This is a genomic window from Porcincola sp. LCP21S3_C12, from assembly GCF_052118625.1.
GTDB lineage: Bacteria > Bacillota > Clostridia > Lachnospirales > Lachnospiraceae > Porcincola.
The window spans coordinates 1-19,311 of the sequence record NZ_JBQKGW010000010.1; the positions used below are offsets into that span (position 1 = coordinate 1).

A 19,311-nucleotide genomic window follows, 5' to 3' on the forward strand; every position below is an offset into this window, starting at 1 on the left:
AAAGATGTTACTGACATCTCTTATCCCTTTTACTGTTTAAAGGTCAGTTCCTTAAATAAAACTTTTCAGAACTTTCAAGGTTGTTTCACTGTTCAGTTATCAAGGTACTCATATCACCGGTCAGGCTTACTTGTTTAATGAAGTCTGCCTTTTCATCGGCGACTTGGCTATAATAACACCGGAGAATAGGGATGTCAACACCTTTTCTTATTTTTTTATGGTTTTTATGTTTTGCTGTCACTTCTGAGTGCATCCAGGAAGCGGGAAGGCTTCTGTACCTTGTTGAATCGCTCCCTGACGTACAGGATATGGAGTTTTTTTCTGGCACGCGTCATCCCTACATAAAATAGCCTTCGCTCCTCTTCAATCTCCGCCTCCAGAGATGCCTTCTTATAAGGAATCATCCCTTCATTGACATCCAGCAGGTAGACCTCCTGAAACTCCAGCCCCTTGGCAGAGTGAAAGGTTGACAACGTCACGGCATCCTGCCGTATGTCATTCATCTGGTTTCCCTGGTCCTGCAGTTCCTGCATCTGCCTCCTGTAAGCTTCAATATGCGCTTCCCAGGCTTCTCCGGTTGAAAAGGGCTTTGAATTCTCCTGTATTTCATTCTCAGTCTCCGTCAGTTCCTCCAGGTTCAGCTTCCGCTTCTCCGCATATTCTTTCAGAAAGCGATCATAGCCGATTCCAAGGCGAATATAGTTGAGGGCTGCATAGACCTTCATACCTGAAATTCTTGCCAGATCCCGTTCCAATGCATCAAGCCGGTCTGTCATCCATGGCTTATCTGAATAATACGCCCTCAGCGCATCAAATGACAGGAGGGCCCTTCCGTTCGTCCGTCTGGACGCGGCCTCTGCTGCCTCACGGCTGATATATCGGTTGGGACGGTTGCAGACTCTCAGAAATGTGCCAAGCTCCCTGTCTCCTCCTGCAAGCCGAAGATAGGCGAGGAAATCAAAGGCTGTAAAATGATCATACAGCAGCGGCATGTGGTCGCGAAGGTTAACCGGTATCGTAAATTCCATCAGCTTCTCTGCCGGTCCTCTTGCCTGAAGATTTGTACGGGTCAGGACCGCGATCTCTCCGGGACGGATTCCCTCTTTCATGTCCGCTCTGATCGCCGAGACCAGATAAAGATACTCCTCTCCCGGATCTCTGCATTCCAGCACTTCCACAGGGGCTCCCTTTTCCGATACACTCCTGAGATCCTTTTGAAATCGATGCCTGTTCTGCCTGATCACCGAGAGCGATGCATCTACAATGCATTGGGTCGACCTGTAATTTTCCTGGAGTGTGATGATCCGGGCATCCGGATAATCCTTCGGAAAATGCAGCATGATCTCCGGTTTCGATCCCCTGAATCTGTAGATCGACTGATCATCATCCCCGACAATGAACAGATTGTTCTCCGGCGCTGCCAGCTCCCGCACAATTTCGTACTGCAGTCCATTGATGTCCTGAAACTCATCCACGAGAATATAGGCAAACCGCTTCTGCCAGTTTGCCAGAATATCAGGCCGTGCATGGAATAAATCTGCTGTATAACAGCACATATCATCAAAATCGATCTTCCGGAGAACCTGCTTCTGCTTTTCATAATTCCTGCAAATTGTCCGAAAAACCTCTTCCGGGCAGGTTGCCGAGTAATAATAATCCAGATTGATGCGTTCTGTTTTCACCTGGGAAATCTCGGCAGACACATCCTGTACCCAGGTTTTGAGATCTTCCATGTCAAGATGAAGGCTTTCTGCCATTCCTGACAGGAGACGGAACCGTTCCTCCTCACGAAGAATGTTTTCTGATGTATAGTGGTAGGCATATTTCAGAATCTGAAAGAATACAGAATGGAAGGTACCGAATGTAACATGCCGGCCCCTTTCCGGTGAGAGCTGTTCGAACCGCGTCCGCATCTGCTGCGCGGCAGCTCTCGTAAATGTGATGACTAGAATCTGTTCCGGCCGTACTCCGGTCTCGATCAGCTGTCTGATCCGGTGGGTAATCACCATGGTTTTCCCCGCCCCCGGCCCTGCGAGAATCATCGCAGGGCCGTCCTTCAGATGAACAGCTTTTTTCTGTGACAGACTTAAAGACATATCGTGTTAGAAATCTGACAGATATCTGTCAAGTGCCACATGGATTCTGAGAAGAGATTCGTCCTTCCCGAGAACCTCCATGATCTCCGTTGCTCCTGCAGGCGTCACCTGCTTTCCGGAAACCGCAATCCGGACCGGCCAGATTGTAAAGCCCGGCTTCACTTCCTCACGCTGAGAATAGGCTTTCAATACCTCATAGAGCGCATCGTTTGACCAGTCCTGCTGCGTTTCAAGAAGCGGAAGAAGGTCTGAGAGAACTTTCTTCGCTTTCTCAGGCGTCACCTTCCATTTTTTATTCTGAAACAGAGAGACATCGTACTCCGGCAGAGATTCAAAAAATCCGACCATATCGTCTATATCCGGAAAAACTTCAATTCTGGTCTTAACCATGTCCGCGATCTTCTTCAGATCCAGGTCCTTTTTGACGACCTTGCGGATTTCCGGAAGTGCGCGCTTATAGAAGGGTTCCGGATCCATCGCCTTGATGTACTCGCCGTTCATCCACCTCATCTTCTTCATGTCGAAGACCGCCGGCGACTTGCTGATTCTGTGATAGTCAAAGTTCTCAACCAGTTCCTGCAGGGAGAAAATTTCCCGGTCATCTTCCGGAGACCATCCCAGGAGCGCCACATAATTGACAATCGCCTCACTGACGAAGCCCGCGTCAAGCAGATCCTCAAAGGATGAATGGCCGCTTCTCTTGGAAAGCTTGTGATGTTCCTCATCGGTAATCAGCGGGCAGTGGACGTACGTCGGCACCTCCCAGCCAAATGCCTTGTAAAGCCTGTTGTATTTGGGTGCGGAGGAGAGGTACTCGTTGCCTCTGACAACATGTGTAATCCCCATCAGATGATCATCCACAACATTGGCAAAGTTATAAGTCGGGTACCCGTCAGACTTGATCAGAACCATGTCATCAAGTTCCTCATTCGGGACCTCAATGGTTCCGTATATTTCGTCCTCAAATTTCGTAGTACCCTCATTGGGTACATTTTGTCTGATGACATATGGCTTTCCCGCTTTCAGATTGGCTTCAATCTCCTCTTTTGACAGATGCAGGCAGTGTTTGTCATACATCATGATTTCCTTGCCGTCCACTTCCCTGCGAAGAGAATCCAGACGTTCCTGCGTACAGAAGCAGTAATATGCCTCCCCTTTCTCAATCAGCATCTTCGCATATTTCATGTAGATGCCTGCCTTGACGCGCTCGCTCTGAACATACGGGCCGACGGTGCCGGGATTATCCGGTCCTTCATCCGGGATGAGTCCCGTCTCCAGCATCGTCCGTTTGATGATGTCAACTGCGCCTTCCATTTCTCTGTTCTGATCCGTGTCCTCGATCCGGAGCATGAATGTTCCTCCGGCGTGTTTTGCGATCAGGTAGGAATAAAGCGCCGTTCTCAGGTTGCCAACATGCATCCTTCCGGTCGGGCTGGGTGCGAATCTTGTCTTCACGTTACTCATGATTGCTGCCTTTCTTCAATAGTTTACGATTTTTTCCGTTCGATAATCTGGCCGGATATATTCAGGGCAATCCCCATTTCCGCTATCAGGAACCAGAGCGAAGTACCGCCCGCGCTGACGAAGGGGAGGGTGATGCCGGTTGTCGGGATGATACTCAGCACGACCGCAATATTCAGCACAACCTGAATCGCCACGTGTGAAAAAATACCGACCACGATCAGAGCGCCCAGACGGTCCGGTGCGTTCAGCGCGATGAAAAACAACCTGTAAAGCAGGTAAATAAACAGCCCTGTCAGGATGAATGCCCCGACAAGCCCGAGTTCCTCACAGACAATTGCAAAGATCATGTCATTCTCCGCTTCCGGGAGAACGCCAAGCTTCTGCGCACTGTTTCCAAGACCCTTTCCGAAAAGTCCGCCGGAACCGATCGCATACAGTCCCTGCATCACCTGATAGCCGCCTTCCTTCTGATATTTCTCAGGATTGAGCCATGTCAGAATACGCCTGTATCGGAAACTTGTCGACGAGGCCGTCTGAAAAACACGTTTCAGAACCAGATAGACCGGGTACACGGCTGCAAGAGCTGCAAAGAACAATGCCACAAGTCCCCTTGGATGCGGATGCGCGACAATCACCATCACGAAACAGATTCCAAAGATAATGATGGCTGTGGACAAATTATCCGTAAATTTGTAGACAAGGAATGCGGTCAGAAGTCCGATTCCAAGTATTCTTGCCGGCGCCCGCTTGTACTTTCCAAAGTTTACTCCCATCATGGTAATCAGCAAAGGGATATACAAGATTACTGCCAGCTTCGCCACCTCAGATGGCTGAAACTGAATAAAGCCAAGGTCAATCCATCTGGTCGCACCATTCACGTTCTTTCCGATGAATCTTGTCGCTATGACAAGCAGGATCGATCCGGCAAACAATATGCCAGATCCTTTTGCAAGTCCATGATAATCAATCCTGCTGGCTGCAATCAGAATCACCATACCGCCGGCACAAATCAGGATCTGCTTCATAAAGGGGTGCCCCTTGACCTGCAGCATGCTGTACGCGGTCACAGAATACTGCATGACAAGGCCGAAGGCTGTCAGAAGAATGACAACAGCCAGCAGGTTGTAGTCAAAATAATCCGCTCCTGCCGCCTCATCTTTCCGGCTGCCTCCCAGCAGGCGAAACCGCCCCCGGACTGCCCTCACACCTTCTTGTCTATATGTCATTCTTCCTCCCGGGCAGCTGAATCTGCCGCACGCATTCGCTCATGGTGCTTCCTCAGTTTTCCCGCTCTTTCAGTCCCTGGCATTCATGTACGGGATCAGTCCGCCTGCTTCGATGATTTTCTGCATGAAAGGAGGAAACGCCTCTCCCTTCCAGGTCTCGTTTTTCGTATGATCCGTAATGGTGCCTTTGTCAAAGTCGACCGTCACATCATCTCCTGCCTCGATCGCCTTTGCCGCTTCCGGGCATTCCATGATCGGAAGGCCGATGTTGATCGCATTGCGGTAGAATATTCTTGCAAATGTCTCGGCAATGACACAGGAAACCCCTGCTGCCTTGATCGCGATCGGCGCATGCTCCCTTGAGGATCCGCAGCCAAAGTTCTTGTTTGCAACGATGATGTCCCCCGGCCTGACGCGGCTGACAAATGTTTTGTCAATATCCTCCATGCAATGTGCCGCAAGTTCCTTTGGATCCGACGAATTCAGGTACCGAGCCGGAATGATGACATCGGTATCGACATTATCTCCATATTTAAATACTCTGCCTTCTGCCTTCATCCTTCCACCTCCTCAGGAGAACTGATCTTCCCTGTCAGTGCACTCGCTGCCGCTACCGCAGGGCTCGCCAGATAGATTTCCGAATCCACAGCTCCCATCCTGCCGACAAAGTTCCGGTTTGTCGTCGATATGCAGCGCTCCCTTGCGGCCAGTATCCCCATATAGCCTCCGAGGCACGGTCCGCAGGTCGGTGTCGACACAACTGCCCCTGCCTCAATAAAGGTCTCGATCAGCCCTTCTCTCAGCGCATCCAGGTAAATCTGCTGCGTAGCAGGAATCACGATGCACCGCACATGGTCAGCAACCTTTTTCCCCTTCATGATCGATGCCGCAGCCCTCAAATCTGACAGCCTGCCATTTGTACATGAGCCGATGACAGACTGGTCGATCCGGACCTCCCCGACCTCGTCGATGGTCTTTGTGTTGGATGGCAGATGCGGGAAAGACACCGTCGGCCGGAGTGATGACAGATCAATCGTGTATTCCTCGTCATACACTGCATCCGGATCCGCCTCGTACACCTTCCAGGGCTTTCTGGAATGTTCTTTGATATATGCAAGCGTCTTGTCATCAACCGGGAAGATACCGTTCTTTCCGCCTGCCTCGATGGCCATGTTGCAGATCGTAAAGCGGTCATCCATCGTGAGGTTTGCAACACCGTCTCCGACAAACTCCATCGACTTGTAGCGTGCTCCGTCGACACCGATCATTCCGATAATGTGCAGAATGACATCTTTCCCGGACACATACTTCGGAAGCTTCCCAGTCAGATTGAACCGAAGCGCAGACGGAACCTTGAACCAGGCCTTTCCGGATGCCATGCCGGCTGCCATGTCTGTCGACCCTACGCCTGTCGAAAATGCGCCAAGCGCGCCGTACGTGCAGGTATGGGAATCCGCTCCGATCACAACATCTCCTGCTGTGACAAGTCCCTGCTCCGGCAGGAGCGCATGCTCGATTCCCATCTTACCAACATCATAATAATGACTGATCTCATGTCTGATGGCAAACTCCCGGACACACTTGCAGTGCTCTGCAGATTTTATATCCTTGTTGGGAATAAAGTGGTCCATGACAAGCGCAATTTTGTCCTTGTCAAATACGCGGTCATCCTTCAGACGGTCCATCTCTCCGATCGCAACCGGAGACGTAATATCATTGCCAAGTACAAGATCGAGCTTTGCCTCGATCAGCTGTCCCGCGTGGACTTCCGGAAGACCGGCTGCCTGCGCAAGTATCTTCTGAGTCATTGTCATTCCCATATTGATCCTCCATATGGCTGCTATACGAATTGCCCGAAGAACATTCCCATTTTAATCAAATCGTGGCAAGAATACAAGCCGCTCCATGCCCGCAGCATCTTCATAAAAAAACGGGGATCTCCCGTCCGGATACCCGGACAGGAAAATCTCCGTTTTCATCATCCTCATGCTGTCAGTGAACTGGTCCCGGCTTCTGATCAGTTGTTGATCAGCTTGTCCTCGTCCTTCCAGCTGTAAAGCTTGCGGATCTCCTCACCGACCTTTTCGCACTCCAGCTCCTGGTGATGTTTGCGGAGCGCCTTGAAGTGTACCTGACTGCCGGCTTCACTCATATCAAGCAGGAAGTCCTTCGCAAAGGAACCATCCTGGATACTCTTCAGAACATCCTTCATGGCCTTCTTCGTCTCGTCCGTCACGATCTTCGGGCCAACCATGTACCCGCCGTACTCAGCCGTATTGGAGACTGAATACCACATGCCGCCGAATCCGGACTGATAGATCAGATCGACGATGAGCTTCATCTCATGGATGCACTCAAAGTATGCGTTCCTCGGGTCATACCCTGCTTCCACAAGTGTTTCGAATCCTGCCTGCATCAGGGCCGTGACACCGCCGCACAGGACAGCCTGCTCGCCGAACAGGTCGGTTTCTGTCTCCGTCTTGAAGGTTGTCTCAAGAAGACCGGCTCTTGCTCCGCCGATTGCAAGACCATAGGCAAGTGCCAGATCCTGTGCCTTTCCGGTATAATCCTGCTGGACAGCGATCAGGCAGGGGGTTCCTCTTCCGGCCTGATATTCAGACCGGACCGTGTGTCCGGGAGCCTTCGGTGCGATCATCGTCACATCGACGTTCGCCGGCGGAACGATACAGCCATAGTGAATATTGAACCCGTGAGCAAACATCAGCATGTCGCCTTCCTTCAGGTTCGGTGCGATGTCCTTCTTGTACATAGCCGCCTGTTTCTCATCATTGATCAGGATCATGATGATATCTGCCCGCTTTGCTGCCTCAGCAGTCGTGTAGACCTCAAATCCCTGCTCCTCTGCCTTCTTCCAGGACTTGGAACCCTCATAAAGCCCGATGATGACCTTGCATCCGGAATCTCTCAGGTTCAATGCATGTGCATGTCCCTGGCTTCCATAACCGATAATTGCAATTGTCTTCCCGTCAAGCAGGGACAGATTGCAGTCTTCCTGATAGAAAATCTTCGCTCTTTCTGCCATGATAATTGCTCCTTTTTTCCTCGTTAGATACCTTCCGGTTTGCCCGGAAGATGGATATATATTTCAAGACAGCTGCCTGTCATGAAACCGCATGAAATGGCCGGTCAGAAAAACCTGACATCATCCGACCCTCTGGAAAGGCCGGTAAATCCGGTCCTTGCCAGCTCCAGAATCTCATATCCGCTCAGAAGCCGCAGAAACGCTTCCAGCTTGTCATGATTCCCTGTCAGCTCGACAATCAGAGAGTCCTGTCCGACATCGACAATCTTCCCCCTGAATACGTCAGACAGTGTAACAACACTCTGGCGCTGCTCCGGGCTGACCCGAATCTTCACAAGTACAAGTTCCCGTGTTACAGAATTGTCCGGATCCAGCACCTTCAGGTCAACGACATCGACCAGTTTTCTGAGCTGCTTGGTAATCTGCTCCAGGACATCATCGTCCCCCTCGGCCACGACTGTAATTCTTGAATACCTTGGATCTGCCGTCTCTCCGCCTGTGATGCTCTCTATGTTGTAGCCTCTCCTTGAAAATAGCCCTGAGACGCGCTGCGTGACGCCAGCTGTGTTGTCCACAAGAAGGGAAATGACCCTTTTCTTCACTTCTGTCATCCTCCTGAATTCTGACAATTTTCTGCATGATAACAAGTTCCATCCAGGTTGTCAATGCAGAAGCGGCGGATAAAAGAAGAAACTTCACAAAAAATCTGCAGATTCGCAGATTCTTTGTGAAGTTCCGTAATGACTCGAAATTATTTTCGGTGTCAGCCGAGCTGACTGACAATCGCCTGACTCACGGCCTGCGCCATATCATCACAGCGCCGGCTATAGAATGCCATGTCATCCTTGTCATCGATGAAGCAGGTCTCAAGCAGCCCGTAACTGATGCCCATCTCCTGAAACACCCTTGCATTCAGAAGGCCGGACGACCGCCAGACTGCCGGTCCGCAGACCGGAAGGCCAAGACCGTTCAGGGCTCCGATGATGCTGGAATCAATGGAAGTTGCGCTCTTCCTCGAATTGACGTACATGAAGGTGCCCTTCATATTTCCGTCTCCGTTGTAATCCTTTCCGGATGCTGCCGAAGCGTCAAAATGGACTTCCAGTACATAGTCATACTGCAGAAGGTCCGGCAGCCTTCCGTTGCTGCGGAGCGCATTGTACGCCTGGGCTCCATAGGTTCCCTTTCCTTCGATCCGGGACTGAAGAGTCTTCCCGCCTACTATCACTGCATTGAGAGTGTTCTTGACCTGCGTATAGCCGTCCAGGCTGGTATCCAGTATATCTACCTTCACTCTGCCGCTTGCCGACAGTGCTCTGTGGATTCTCGATCCGAAGTCTCGCGTAAAGGCCTGCTCCTGAATCCAGCTGCCTCCCCACTTTCCAAGCGCGCCGGAATCTCCCTGCCCATGACCGCAGATGATCAGAACGCTCGCTCTGCCTGTCGATGCCTTCGTTCCGGCTTTCCGCAGGTTCGATACAGAGGTGGAAGTACTGCCGGCCGCTCCCGCGATCTCCCCTGCACTCGCCCTCTTTGTCCGTACGCCGCGCGCGTTCACCTTCCAGCCGTCCGGCGTCACCGTGCTTCTGTACATATTGCCATCGGCGCCGAAGAAATAATACTTTTTCTTATACTTCACCCATCTGTTAACTGCCATCTTCCCGTTTTTCAGCAGATAGATATGCCTTCCATCTGCCGTATCGGCAAAGGTCCGCTTCAGCATCAGGCCGCTGACGCCGGCCTTTCTGGAGGTCGAAAAATAATACCAGCTGTCTCCTACCTGGCAGAGACCGCTCATCACGGAGCCGTCTGCTGAGAACCCGTACAGCCCGGCCTTCAGGACCTTCCTTAAACCAGCTGTATACATACGGCCTCTCACGCCGACTTTCCCTGTCGTCCGGAAATAGTGGTATTTACCATGGATCCGGATCCACCCGGTCCTGAGATATCCGCTTTTGTTGAAGTAATACGTATGTCCGTTGATCTGGGTCAATCCTGAAGCTCTGACTTTCTGACCAGTCTCCGCCTGTTCGGACGTATACCAGATTCTGCTGCCCCTCCGGTGCCAACCGTCAGCCGCAAGTGCACTGAACGTCATTAAAAAAGTCAGCAGCAGGACAAGTATCGCTGCCGCCGGCAGCCTTCTGAAACGGACCCTTTTCATAATCTCCTCCGGGAATTGTCTGATTCTCCGTTCCCCATGATGCCAAATGGATGGAACTTTGAAACTATTTCATTACAAATTATGACAAAACTGTTACAGCCATTATATGCACCTGTCACGGTTCCGTCAAGTCTGTAACGATTCCTCCCCGCTGCTGCCGGCCTCCTCTCATTCATCTGTCAGCTTCTCAACAAGCTGACGCAGCCAGTGTTTCATCTTTTCCTCCTCCGGCGGGCACCCCGGAAGACTCTTTTCGAAGCCGGATGTACAGCTGCCGATTCCGAGGCGCCCTCCTTTTCCCCGGAATCCTTGTCCGATGCAGATTCCCCTGAGCCGGTCGACAGGCACTCCTTCATCCTCCAGTTCTCTTAAAACGGGTACAAGTCTGCCATAGCAGGCCGAACAAGAGTCTACCTCATGGACAAGCTCGCTGACGCGAATCAGCCCTGCGGTCTTTGCCTCTGTCTGATTGTGTGCCGGGCCCTCCGGAGGACACTCCGCCTTCTCATAATAGCATGCCTCTCCTCTCTCTCCCCTCTTCTCTGTCAGAATCCGGACAGACGCCCGGGAAAGATCTGCCGTTCCCACCCCGCACTGTTCCGCAATCCGGATGTATGGGACTTCCGTCTCGTCCAAATGCATCAGCTGCAGACAATATGCATCATTGAGCACTGGATCTGCCGCTGCAAAAATACGGTTCTGAACAACAGGATTTCCGCCATCCTCGAATGTCAGGTCAGAACAGATACTGTCCGTCAGAATGAAATCCTGGTGTAAGCCTGCAGAGAGATGTCCGATTGGCTCAAACAGCCCGATCTGGTGGAACCGCCGTTTTTCCGGGTTCGGTATACATCCCTTCATGTTTTTGAGTGCACAGGTCATCCTTGTCTGACAGTGTCCCTTCATGACCGGAAGGTTGATCAGAAAGTCCGCAGAGAGCGGCTCTTCGCAGATCCGGATATTCATTCCGGCACAGTCCACAAGCCTGCTTTTGTCTTTCTGAAGGTCAACGAATGGAACTCCCAGACGTTTCAGCATCGTATCATACCCGCAGACAAGAAGTGCGTCGTCCGTTCTGTCCCCGACCCAGGAACCCTCGCAGACAGAAAGATTCCTGAATCCTGCCTCCTGAAGATAACGGATCACACCCTCCACAATCTCCGGATGAGTCGTCGCCCCCTCGCTGGCAGGGACCGGACCCAGAAGATTGGGCTTGAGGACAATTCTGGCCTCAAAAGACGCGCACTTTCCAAGAATCATGTCCTTCAGACCTGCCTGCATACAGATCTCGTATGCCATATTCCGGATCTGTTTGCCGTAGATGACGATGATGTCATGGTCTCTCATGAATACACGCTTTCCTTGATTACTTTTTCTTTCGGTGGATCAGATAGCTGACTGCAATGTAGATGACCAGGAGAATCGCCAGCACATACCCCACAAATCCGAGCGCCGGGATTCCAAACAGCTTCGGTTTCATATCCGTCGTGCACAGGATGCTGGAAGAGACCAGCAGCGCCATCACCCAGATTCCCAGATTAAAATGGCGTGACAGCCGTCCCAGAAGCTCCGTCAGCTCCTCAGATGTATGCAGATCCAGATTGATCCGGGTCTGTCCGCTCGAGTACTCCCTCAGAAGTTTTCCGAGCAGGGTCGGAAAATCCGCGAGGTTCTTTGCGGATTTGTAGAGATTCACAGAACTGTTGCGCAGCTCTTCCTTCCAGTTGATATGATCAAACACCTCCTGACGGAGCCTTGCCTGCGCAATCTTCACCATATTGACATCCGGACTCACCTGTGAAAGGACCCCTTCGATGTTGTTCAGCCCTCTTGCAAGCAGTGTCAGGCCATGCGGCATCTGAACCCCGTTCTGCTTCATGACATCCATCATGTCCCCCAGAAAGGATACAATGTTGATGTCCCCCAGGCCTTTTCTGCCGTAGGAACGCATCAGGCTGGATATCCCTGTATGAAGCTTCTGCTTGTCCGTCTTGCCCGAAAACTTTCCAATGGACAGCACTGCATCTTCAATCTTTCCATTGTCGTCTTCCGCAATCCCCTCGATGGCGAGTTGGATTGCCGTGCGGTCGTGCTCCGTCAGGCGGCCCATGAGCCCCATATCAATCCATACAATTTTCCCGTCCCTGATCAGAATGTTGCCTGGATGCGGATCGGCGTGAAAAAAGCCGTCCACCATGACCTGCCGGATCCAGTTGTCGATCAGCTTCTCCCCGATCTCATTCAGATCATACCCCAGAGCCTCCAGGGTGTTCTTATCCGTAATATCGCAGCCTTGGATGTACTCCATGACGAGAACCCGTTCCGTCGTATACTCGCGGTAGAGCTTCGGGACGGCAACAAACCGGACATCCTCGTTCAGACGGGCAAACTCCTCCATATTGGAAGCCTCTGCCTGGAAATCCATTTCCTCCTGTGTGACCTTCCACAGCTCATCCAGGACATCGTCCAGATCGACCGTTCCCTTCACGATGACATTCGGGACAAACTTCACGGCACGATGAAGGAGTCCGATATCCCGCTTCATCGTACTGTATATCCCCTCCCGCTGTACCTTGACGACAACATCTCCGCCCGTTGCGAGCACCGCCCGGTGAACCTGCGCTATGGATGCAGCGCCCAGCGGAACCTTCTCAACTTCTTTGAAATCTTCCCCGACAGGACGGCCATACGATTCCTCGATCACGCGGATCACTTCATCAAACGGCATCGCCGGCACATCCGATGTGAGCTTCATCAGCTCATCACAATATTCCCGGGGCAGGATATCCGAGCGCATGCTCATCAGCTGTCCGAGCTTGATGAAGGTCGGTCCCAGGTCTTCCAGAATCTCCCTCAGCTTGACCGGTGTCACGCCCCTGGAAATGCTGTGCGCATGAAGGACCCTTGTGATCTCCCGGAGCCTGCCCGCGTAGCTCTCACTGCCCGAGTCAGACTGCGGATTTTTCCCGATTGCATCTTCATTGATACTCCCGTCGGCATACACCGTCCTGTGGCGCTCTGATTCCTTCTCCTGGTAGGACGCAATCCGTTCTGTATGAAACTGCTGCTGTTTTTTCTCTGGCCCTGCACTCACTGGTTTTCTCCTGTATCCGCCACATCACCCGAAAAACGAAACCCCGTCAGACAGCTGACGGGGCAGTATTCTTACAGATTCTCATCCTGCTGCTTGTCATCGGCATCTACCTCGGCAAGCCTCTTTTTCAACTCTTTCAGGTCATCTTCTGAAAGGTTCTTCAGGATGGAGGAAACATCCGCGCCGGCATCCTTCTGTTCCTTCTGGTGAAGCCTTTGATCCAGATTATGCTTCAGCTCCTCATTGAGTGTCTTCCCCTGTTCCACAGTAATTTCACCCTTTTTGATCATGTCTTTCAGCAGCTGGTCCGCTTTCTCGGTTCCCTCCGCCGCCGCTCCGACACCTGCAAGAAATGCTTTTTTCATCAGATCAACAATATCCGCCATTCTGTACTCCTTTCCGGGTTTCCCCTCAGTGCAGCACGCCAATCCATCTCAGTCCTTTCGGCAGAAATATGACAAGTCCCGCCGCCGCCGCACAGATCGCAGCAGTCAGAACCGCTCCGGCTGCCGTATCCTTTGCCTTTTTTGCCAGAGGCTTCCGCTCCTCCGTCACCAGATCAACGACAGCCTCCACAGCCGTGTTGACCAGCTCCAGAGCAAGCACGAGGCCGAAGAGCGCCAGGCATATGCACCACTCCAGCGGGCTGATTTTCAAGAACACGCCGAAGAAAATGACCAGTCCTGTGATGGTCAGATGGATCTTGATATTCCTCTCCTCCCGGATACAGGTTCCAATCCCCTGAAATGCATATCCGAAGCTCCTGGCCAGCGAGCTTCTGTTCACCTTCGACATTCTCAGCCTCCATCCACCCTTCTGCGTCCGGCAGCCTAGTCCAGATATTCCCGCATCGGACGGTTTTTCTGCTTCAGCTTTCTGAGCGCCTTTGCCTCAATCTGACGGATCCGCTCTCTTGTAACATTCATCTTTTTTCCGACTTCCTCAAGCGTGCAGGGATGATCCCCCTTGAGTCCGTACCGATATTCCAGCACCTCCTGTTCGCGGGGTGACAGCTCCGCCAGAATCTTCCGGATCTGTTCATTCATCATCGACTGGGCGGCTTCATCCGCCGGCACAGGGGTGGAATCATCCCTGATGAAATCCCCCAGGCTGGAATCGTCCTCGTCGCCGACCGGCGACTCCATGGAGACCGGCTCACGCGAAATTTTCTGGATCTCGCGCACCCTGTCCGGTGTCATATGGATCTCCTCCGCGATTTCGTCTGTCGTCGGATCTCTCCCCAGTTTCTGGACCAGTTCCCTGGATGCCCGGTTCACCTTATTGATGTTCTCCACCATATGCACCGGAATCCGGATGGTTCTTCCCTGATCCGCGATGGCTCTTGAAATCGACTGTCTGATCCACCAGGTCGCATAGGTGGAGAACCGGAAGCCCTTGCGATAATCGTACTTCTCAACTGCCCGGATCAGTCCCAGGTTGCCCTCCTGGATCAGATCCATAAGGGACATCCCATGTCCGGTATAGTGCTTGGCAATCGAAACAACAAGCCTCAGGTTTGCTTCCTCAAGTTCCCTTTTTGCGGACTCATCTCCCTGCTCTACCCTTTTGGCAAGTTCTGTCTCCTGGTCCGGACTCAGGAGCGGGACCTTCCCGATTTCCTTCAGATACATGTGAATCGGGTCGGACACGCCGGAGCCCGAAGCCTCCGGCGAAACGTCGGGATCTCCTTCCGCCCCGTCTGAAGGAAACTCATCTTCACCATCTGCATCCACCGTCCCGTCTTCATCATCAAACGAATCAATTTCGTCTGTCGTCGGAAGAAGGACGTCAACTCCTTTTCCGGACAGATATTCCACGACGGCTGATAGTTCCACTTCAGACGGCTTGAGATCTGAGAAAAAATTCTGTACCTCCGTATACTCCAGCGCGTCATCTTCATTCTTTGCTGCGGAGATCAGCTCCTTTGCTCTTTTGCGAAGAGTCTCCTTCCTCTTTTCAACAGACGGGTCTTTCTGTTTTCTGACTTCCCCCATACCTGATTTCTCCTGCACTGTGTCTATATGACATCCGGTTTGAGATACGCCTCTCTCATATAATTCACAAGAACATGTTTCAATATGCTTCCAATCTTATCAGATATGCACAATCAGTTCAATATATTTTCTCCGTCTGTGTGCCTGGGTCTTCTCAGATATAGTACATGTCGTCCGCATTGACATGATGCTCACTGTAATAGGCAATCAGGTCTGCCAGGGTCTCCTCTTCCAGAATATTGTCAAATGCCTCATTCAGTCTTTCAATCACACAGACCTGGACCGTCTGCGCAATCCCGTCATCCAGCGACTTCTCCGGCTCAATGTGGTACGCGCCGTCAAGCGCATGTAATATCTCCGCAACTGTAATTTCAGATGGATCCTTTGCAAGATAATATCCGCCCTGTGATCCCTTGACGCTCTGGATGATCCCGGCTCTTCTGAGGCTTGCGAATATCTGTTCCAGATACTGTGAGGAAATCCGGTTTCTCTCAGCGATGCTGGAAAGCGATATCCGTCCATTCTCAGAATTCATGCCCAGGTCGATCAGTGCCCTGAGTCCGTATCTGCTTTTCCTGGATAAAATCACGTTTCTGCCCTCATAGTCAAACAAAAGTCCCTGCTCATAGTATACGCCATGATCAGGGACTTATAAACAACGATTATCAGATTACTTATCAATCACTGCTGAAAGAGCGGAGTTGAATAATAGCGGTCTCCGGAATCCGGAAGAAGTGCTACGATCGTCTTGCCCTTGTTCTCCGGGCGCTGCGCAATCCTGATGGCTGCATCCAGTGCTGCGCCGGAAGAAATGCCGACCAGAACGCCTTCCTTTCTTGCGACAAGCTTGCTGCGCTCAAATGCCGCGTCATTCTCGACTGTCAGAATTTCGTCATAGATCTTCGTGTTCAGCGTATCCGGTACAAAACCAGCTCCGATTCCCTGGATTTTGTGCGGTCCGCCCTTTCCCTGAGAAAGGACCGGGGACCCTGCCGGCTCCACAGCGATCACCTTGACGTCAGGATTCTGGCTCTTGAGATACTCGCCGACACCTGTCAGGGTTCCGCCTGTTCCGATTCCTGCCACAAAGAAGTCGACCTTTCCATCCGCGTCATTCCAGATCTCCGGACCAGTTGTTGCTCTGTGCGCAGCCGGGTTTGCCGGGTTTGTGAACTGCCCCGGGATGTAGCTTCCCGGAATCTCCTTTGCCAGCTCATCCGCCTTCGCAATGGCACCCTTCATTCCTTTTGATCCTTCTGTCAGGACAATTTCTGCGCCATATGCCTTCAGAATATTTCTTCTCTCAACACTCATCGTCTCCGGCATGGTAAGGATGATTCTGTATCCCTTTGCCGCTGCGATCGAAGCCAGTCCGATTCCGGTATTGCCCGAAGTCGGCTCGATGATGACAGAGCCCTTCTTCAACAGTCCCTTCTTCTCAGCATCCTCAATCATCGCCTTTGCAATACGATCCTTGACTGAGCCAGCCGGGTTAAAATATTCAAGTTTCGCCAGAATCTTTGCCTCAAGGCCAAGTTCCTTCTCGATATTGACAAACTCCACAAGCGGTGTGTTTCCGATCAGTTCCAGTGTTCCCTGATAAACCTTTCCCATCTCTGATGCCTCCATATTTGCTGCAAGTCTATGTTATCTGCTGGTTTTCTGTTTCATTGACCGCATTATATATCGGATAATATATATATGTCAAGTATGTTTTATTGATTTTGTCGGAATTCCTCCAGAAAAGAATGTCTGACGCCATTTCTGTCCTTGTAGCCAATCACTGCATTCAGGCTGACATTCTCAACGCTTCTGAAAAGATTCGCCTCGATCACAGGATCCTGCCGGGCCAGGTCTGCAATCAGCTGTTTGACATCATCCCGCTTGGATCCGCGCGCGCCGCCGCAGCTCAGGCAGTTTTCCGTGAAGCGGCAGGCACACTGAATGAAGTTCAGTTCATTTGCATCCCTCCAGGCTTTGATATCCTTTTCTCTGATCAGATAAAGCGGACGAATCAGCTCCATTCCTTCAAAATGCTGACTTTTCAGCCTTGGCATCATCGTCTCGACTTTTCCGGCGTACAGCATACCCATCAGGATTGTCTCAATGACGTCATCGTAATGATGTCCAAGCGCAATCTTGTTGCAGCCAAGCTCCTTTGCATGGCTGTAGAGGTATCCGCGTCTCATTCTCGCGCAGAGATAACAAGGGTTCCGGTCAATTTCCGCGACGGTATCGAAAATCTCCGTATTGAAAACGGTCAGGTCAACGCCCAGTATTTTCGCATTGTCTTTAATAATCTGCCAGTTATCTTCATTGTAGCCAGGATTCATGCACAGAAACACCAGGTCAAACCGGACAGGCCCATGCCTCTGCAGTTCCTGGAGCAGCTTCGCCATCAGGAAGGAATCCTTCCCCCCGGATATACAGCAGGCAATCCGGTCTCCTTCCTGTATCAGCTGGTAGTCTTTGACAGCCTTTGTAAAGGGTGACCACACCGTTTTTCTGAATCTCTTGATGATGCTTCTCTCGATTGCGGCCGTCTTCTCCGAGCGCTTCTCGGCCTGATCCTCCTCCATGAACCGCTGAAGGCTCAGTCGAAGATAAGCTCTCCAGCCGCCATCCAGGTTTGCCGCATCGATGCCATGATCCTGAAGCAGACTGACAATATCTCTGCTGTGGTCACCCGTATGGCACATAACCAGATAGCTCTTTTCTCTCTCAAGTCTCGATATACTGCCCTCCGGATCCGATTCAAACTGCCTCTGCGGAATCGAGACCGCTCCCGGATAGCTGCTCCGAAGAAACTCCTCCTCGCTCCGCACGTCCAGCATCACCCATTTCCCGCCCGGGGTGATCAGCTTCTCTGCCTGTTCGATTGTGAATGACTTCATATTTCCTGCTCTGCCCTTCTTTTCTTTTATCTGTCTACCCTGCTCAGCCTTCTGATTATTTGTACTTTCTGTACTTCGCCACCGAGCCAAAGTAGGCTCCATGAATAAAAATCAGGCGGAGAACCTCTTTGTCCCCGCCTGATGTATACTGCCCTCAGCCCTGAATACACTATATCCCCGGCTGGATGATCCCCTCGGCATATCGGCTCCTGTCTGATCTCAGGCTCCGCTTCAGGTTTCCTGCTGACTGTCCGTGTCAGGAGTCAGCTGGCCGGCCTCAATCCCGGCAGCTTTGCCCCTTACTGCATCTGCAGACAACCCAGACTCGCTGACCGGTGTGTTCCTGGCATCCTCCGGCAGCTTGATGGAAACCGGAGTATCAAAGTCGTAATCCGCCGATGCCTTCAATGTATTCACTGCAACAGAAAGCTGTGGCGGCTCTGATGTGGAACCTGTGTATCCCGCATTGATGAGAGACTCTATCCAGCTGACCAGCCCGGAAAAATCGCTCCCGCTCAGATCCATCTCCATATGGACCGGAAGGAAAGTCTCTGTATTGTAGTCCTCCTTCGTGACGACAGACAGCGACTTCAGGATGGTCTCCGAAATCTGACGCTTCTGGCCGTCCAGGTCATCACCGGATGCATGTGAAAGGTCGGAATTCATTACATCCGAAAACATCCCGGATAAGAGGCTGCCGCTGATCGTGGACGTCATCTCGTAGCACTCCTGGTTATCGACCGTCGCCGCCTCAGGGGCCAGCGTTGTCACTCTCTCGACCTCATCGATGAGTGCCTGCGCATCCAGGCCCTGTTCCTTGAGCTTGCTGTAATCGCCTGATTTCGATGCCGTCAGTGCCTCCTGAATCATCTGCATCTGATTCTTGTCAACTCTCGATGCCTCCCAGCTTCCGCCGTTCCCGGTATCGAGATTCGCATAGATCACTCCACTTCCGTCATCGTCCGTCACAAAATACTGTGACAACTTTGCGTCGACAGTATTTCCCAGTGCAGTCCCCTTCACATTCCCTTCCATCTCCATCTGGAAAGGTTCCATTGTATATGAAATCGTCAGATCTGCGCTGCCGTTTAAGGATGCCTTTGTGGCAGTTGAAGAATCCGCCCCAATCTGAAGGGCAGCATCTGCTTCCATCTGCATCGCGATCACCGCACTGTTTTTCGCTGCCTGCGCCTCCCGGCTTCTCGTGTGCAGTTCCTGCACGGTCATGGCAGAGTCAAATCCGGAAAGCATCATGGCCGCAGCCGCCGTTCCGGAAATAAATCCTAATACAATATGCTTCCTCATGTTATTCTCCAAATGAAATCTACCGTGAATT

General features: G+C 51.7%; 17 protein-coding genes. All 17 read right to left on the bottom strand.

Annotated elements, in window-relative coordinates:
- Positions 1-224 precede the first annotated feature (224 nt).
- A complete protein-coding gene (locus ACTQ1N_RS06795; protein WP_441955878.1) occupies positions 225-2,096 on the bottom strand; it encodes an ATP-dependent helicase in 1,872 nt (623 codons plus the stop codon).
- A gap of 6 nt (positions 2,097-2,102) precedes the next feature.
- Positions 2,103-3,560 carry a glutamate--tRNA ligase gene (gltX, locus tag ACTQ1N_RS06800; RefSeq protein ID WP_441955880.1) on the bottom strand — a complete coding sequence of 486 codons (1,458 nt, stop codon included), beginning with the start codon at positions 3,558-3,560 and terminating at the stop codon, positions 2,103-2,105.
- 23 nt (positions 3,561-3,583) lie between these two features.
- Positions 3,584-4,786 carry an FtsW/RodA/SpoVE family cell cycle protein gene (locus ACTQ1N_RS06805; protein ID WP_441955882.1) on the bottom strand — a complete coding sequence of 401 codons (1,203 nt, stop codon included), beginning with the start codon at positions 4,784-4,786 and terminating at the stop codon, positions 3,584-3,586.
- A 69-nt stretch (positions 4,787-4,855) separates the two neighbouring features.
- The gene (leuD, locus tag ACTQ1N_RS06810; protein WP_441955884.1) at positions 4,856-5,344 is read right to left on the bottom strand and encodes a 3-isopropylmalate dehydratase small subunit; all 489 of its coding nucleotides are present in this window, start codon (positions 5,342-5,344) and stop codon (positions 4,856-4,858) included.
- Positions 5,341-6,606, bottom strand: coding sequence for a 3-isopropylmalate dehydratase large subunit (leuC, locus tag ACTQ1N_RS06815; RefSeq protein ID WP_441955886.1), 1,266 nt, complete (start codon positions 6,604-6,606; stop codon positions 5,341-5,343). Before leuC ends, leuD begins: the two co-directional genes overlap by 4 nt.
- A gap of 197 nt (positions 6,607-6,803) precedes the next feature.
- Complete coding sequence (ilvC, locus tag ACTQ1N_RS06820) at positions 6,804-7,829, bottom strand: ketol-acid reductoisomerase (protein ID WP_441955888.1); 1,026 nt, start codon at positions 7,827-7,829, stop codon at positions 6,804-6,806.
- Between the two features lie 104 nt (positions 7,830-7,933).
- Positions 7,934-8,431 (bottom strand): acetolactate synthase small subunit, encoded by a 498-nt coding sequence (gene ilvN / locus ACTQ1N_RS06825; protein WP_277067121.1) that lies wholly within the window; start codon positions 8,429-8,431, stop codon positions 7,934-7,936.
- 161 nt (positions 8,432-8,592) lie between these two features.
- Positions 8,593-9,993 carry an N-acetylmuramoyl-L-alanine amidase gene (locus tag ACTQ1N_RS06830; protein ID WP_441955891.1) on the bottom strand — a complete coding sequence of 467 codons (1,401 nt, stop codon included), beginning with the start codon at positions 9,991-9,993 and terminating at the stop codon, positions 8,593-8,595.
- Positions 9,994-10,161: 168 nt separating this feature from the next.
- On the bottom strand, positions 10,162-11,340 hold the full coding sequence (locus tag ACTQ1N_RS06835; RefSeq protein WP_441955893.1) for a DUF362 domain-containing protein: 1,179 nt from the start codon (positions 11,338-11,340) through the stop codon (positions 10,162-10,164).
- 19 nt (positions 11,341-11,359) lie between these two features.
- A complete protein-coding gene (locus ACTQ1N_RS06840; protein ID WP_441956017.1) occupies positions 11,360-12,964 on the bottom strand; it encodes an ABC1 kinase family protein in 1,605 nt (534 codons plus the stop codon).
- Positions 12,965-13,158: 194 nt separating this feature from the next.
- Positions 13,159-13,473: a phasin family protein gene (locus ACTQ1N_RS06845; protein WP_441955895.1), complete on the bottom strand. Its 315-nt coding sequence runs from the start codon at positions 13,471-13,473 to the stop codon at positions 13,159-13,161.
- Positions 13,474-13,498: 25 nt separating this feature from the next.
- Positions 13,499-13,882, bottom strand: coding sequence for a diacylglycerol kinase family protein (locus ACTQ1N_RS06850; protein ID WP_441955897.1), 384 nt, complete (start codon positions 13,880-13,882; stop codon positions 13,499-13,501).
- Positions 13,883-13,917: 35 nt separating this feature from the next.
- A complete protein-coding gene (rpoD, locus tag ACTQ1N_RS06855; RefSeq protein ID WP_441955899.1) occupies positions 13,918-15,081 on the bottom strand; it encodes an RNA polymerase sigma factor RpoD in 1,164 nt (387 codons plus the stop codon).
- Positions 15,082-15,235: 154 nt separating this feature from the next.
- Positions 15,236-15,694 carry an RrF2 family transcriptional regulator gene (locus ACTQ1N_RS06860; protein WP_441955901.1) on the bottom strand — a complete coding sequence of 153 codons (459 nt, stop codon included), beginning with the start codon at positions 15,692-15,694 and terminating at the stop codon, positions 15,236-15,238.
- 68 nt (positions 15,695-15,762) lie between these two features.
- Positions 15,763-16,695 carry a cysteine synthase A gene (cysK, locus tag ACTQ1N_RS06865; protein ID WP_441955903.1) on the bottom strand — a complete coding sequence of 311 codons (933 nt, stop codon included), beginning with the start codon at positions 16,693-16,695 and terminating at the stop codon, positions 15,763-15,765.
- A gap of 101 nt (positions 16,696-16,796) precedes the next feature.
- On the bottom strand, positions 16,797-17,975 hold the full coding sequence (locus tag ACTQ1N_RS06870; protein ID WP_441955905.1) for an ATP-binding protein: 1,179 nt from the start codon (positions 17,973-17,975) through the stop codon (positions 16,797-16,799).
- Positions 17,976-18,206: 231 nt separating this feature from the next.
- Positions 18,207-19,280, bottom strand: coding sequence for a hypothetical protein (locus ACTQ1N_RS06875; protein ID WP_441955907.1), 1,074 nt, complete (start codon positions 19,278-19,280; stop codon positions 18,207-18,209).
- Positions 19,281-19,311 lie beyond the last annotated feature (31 nt).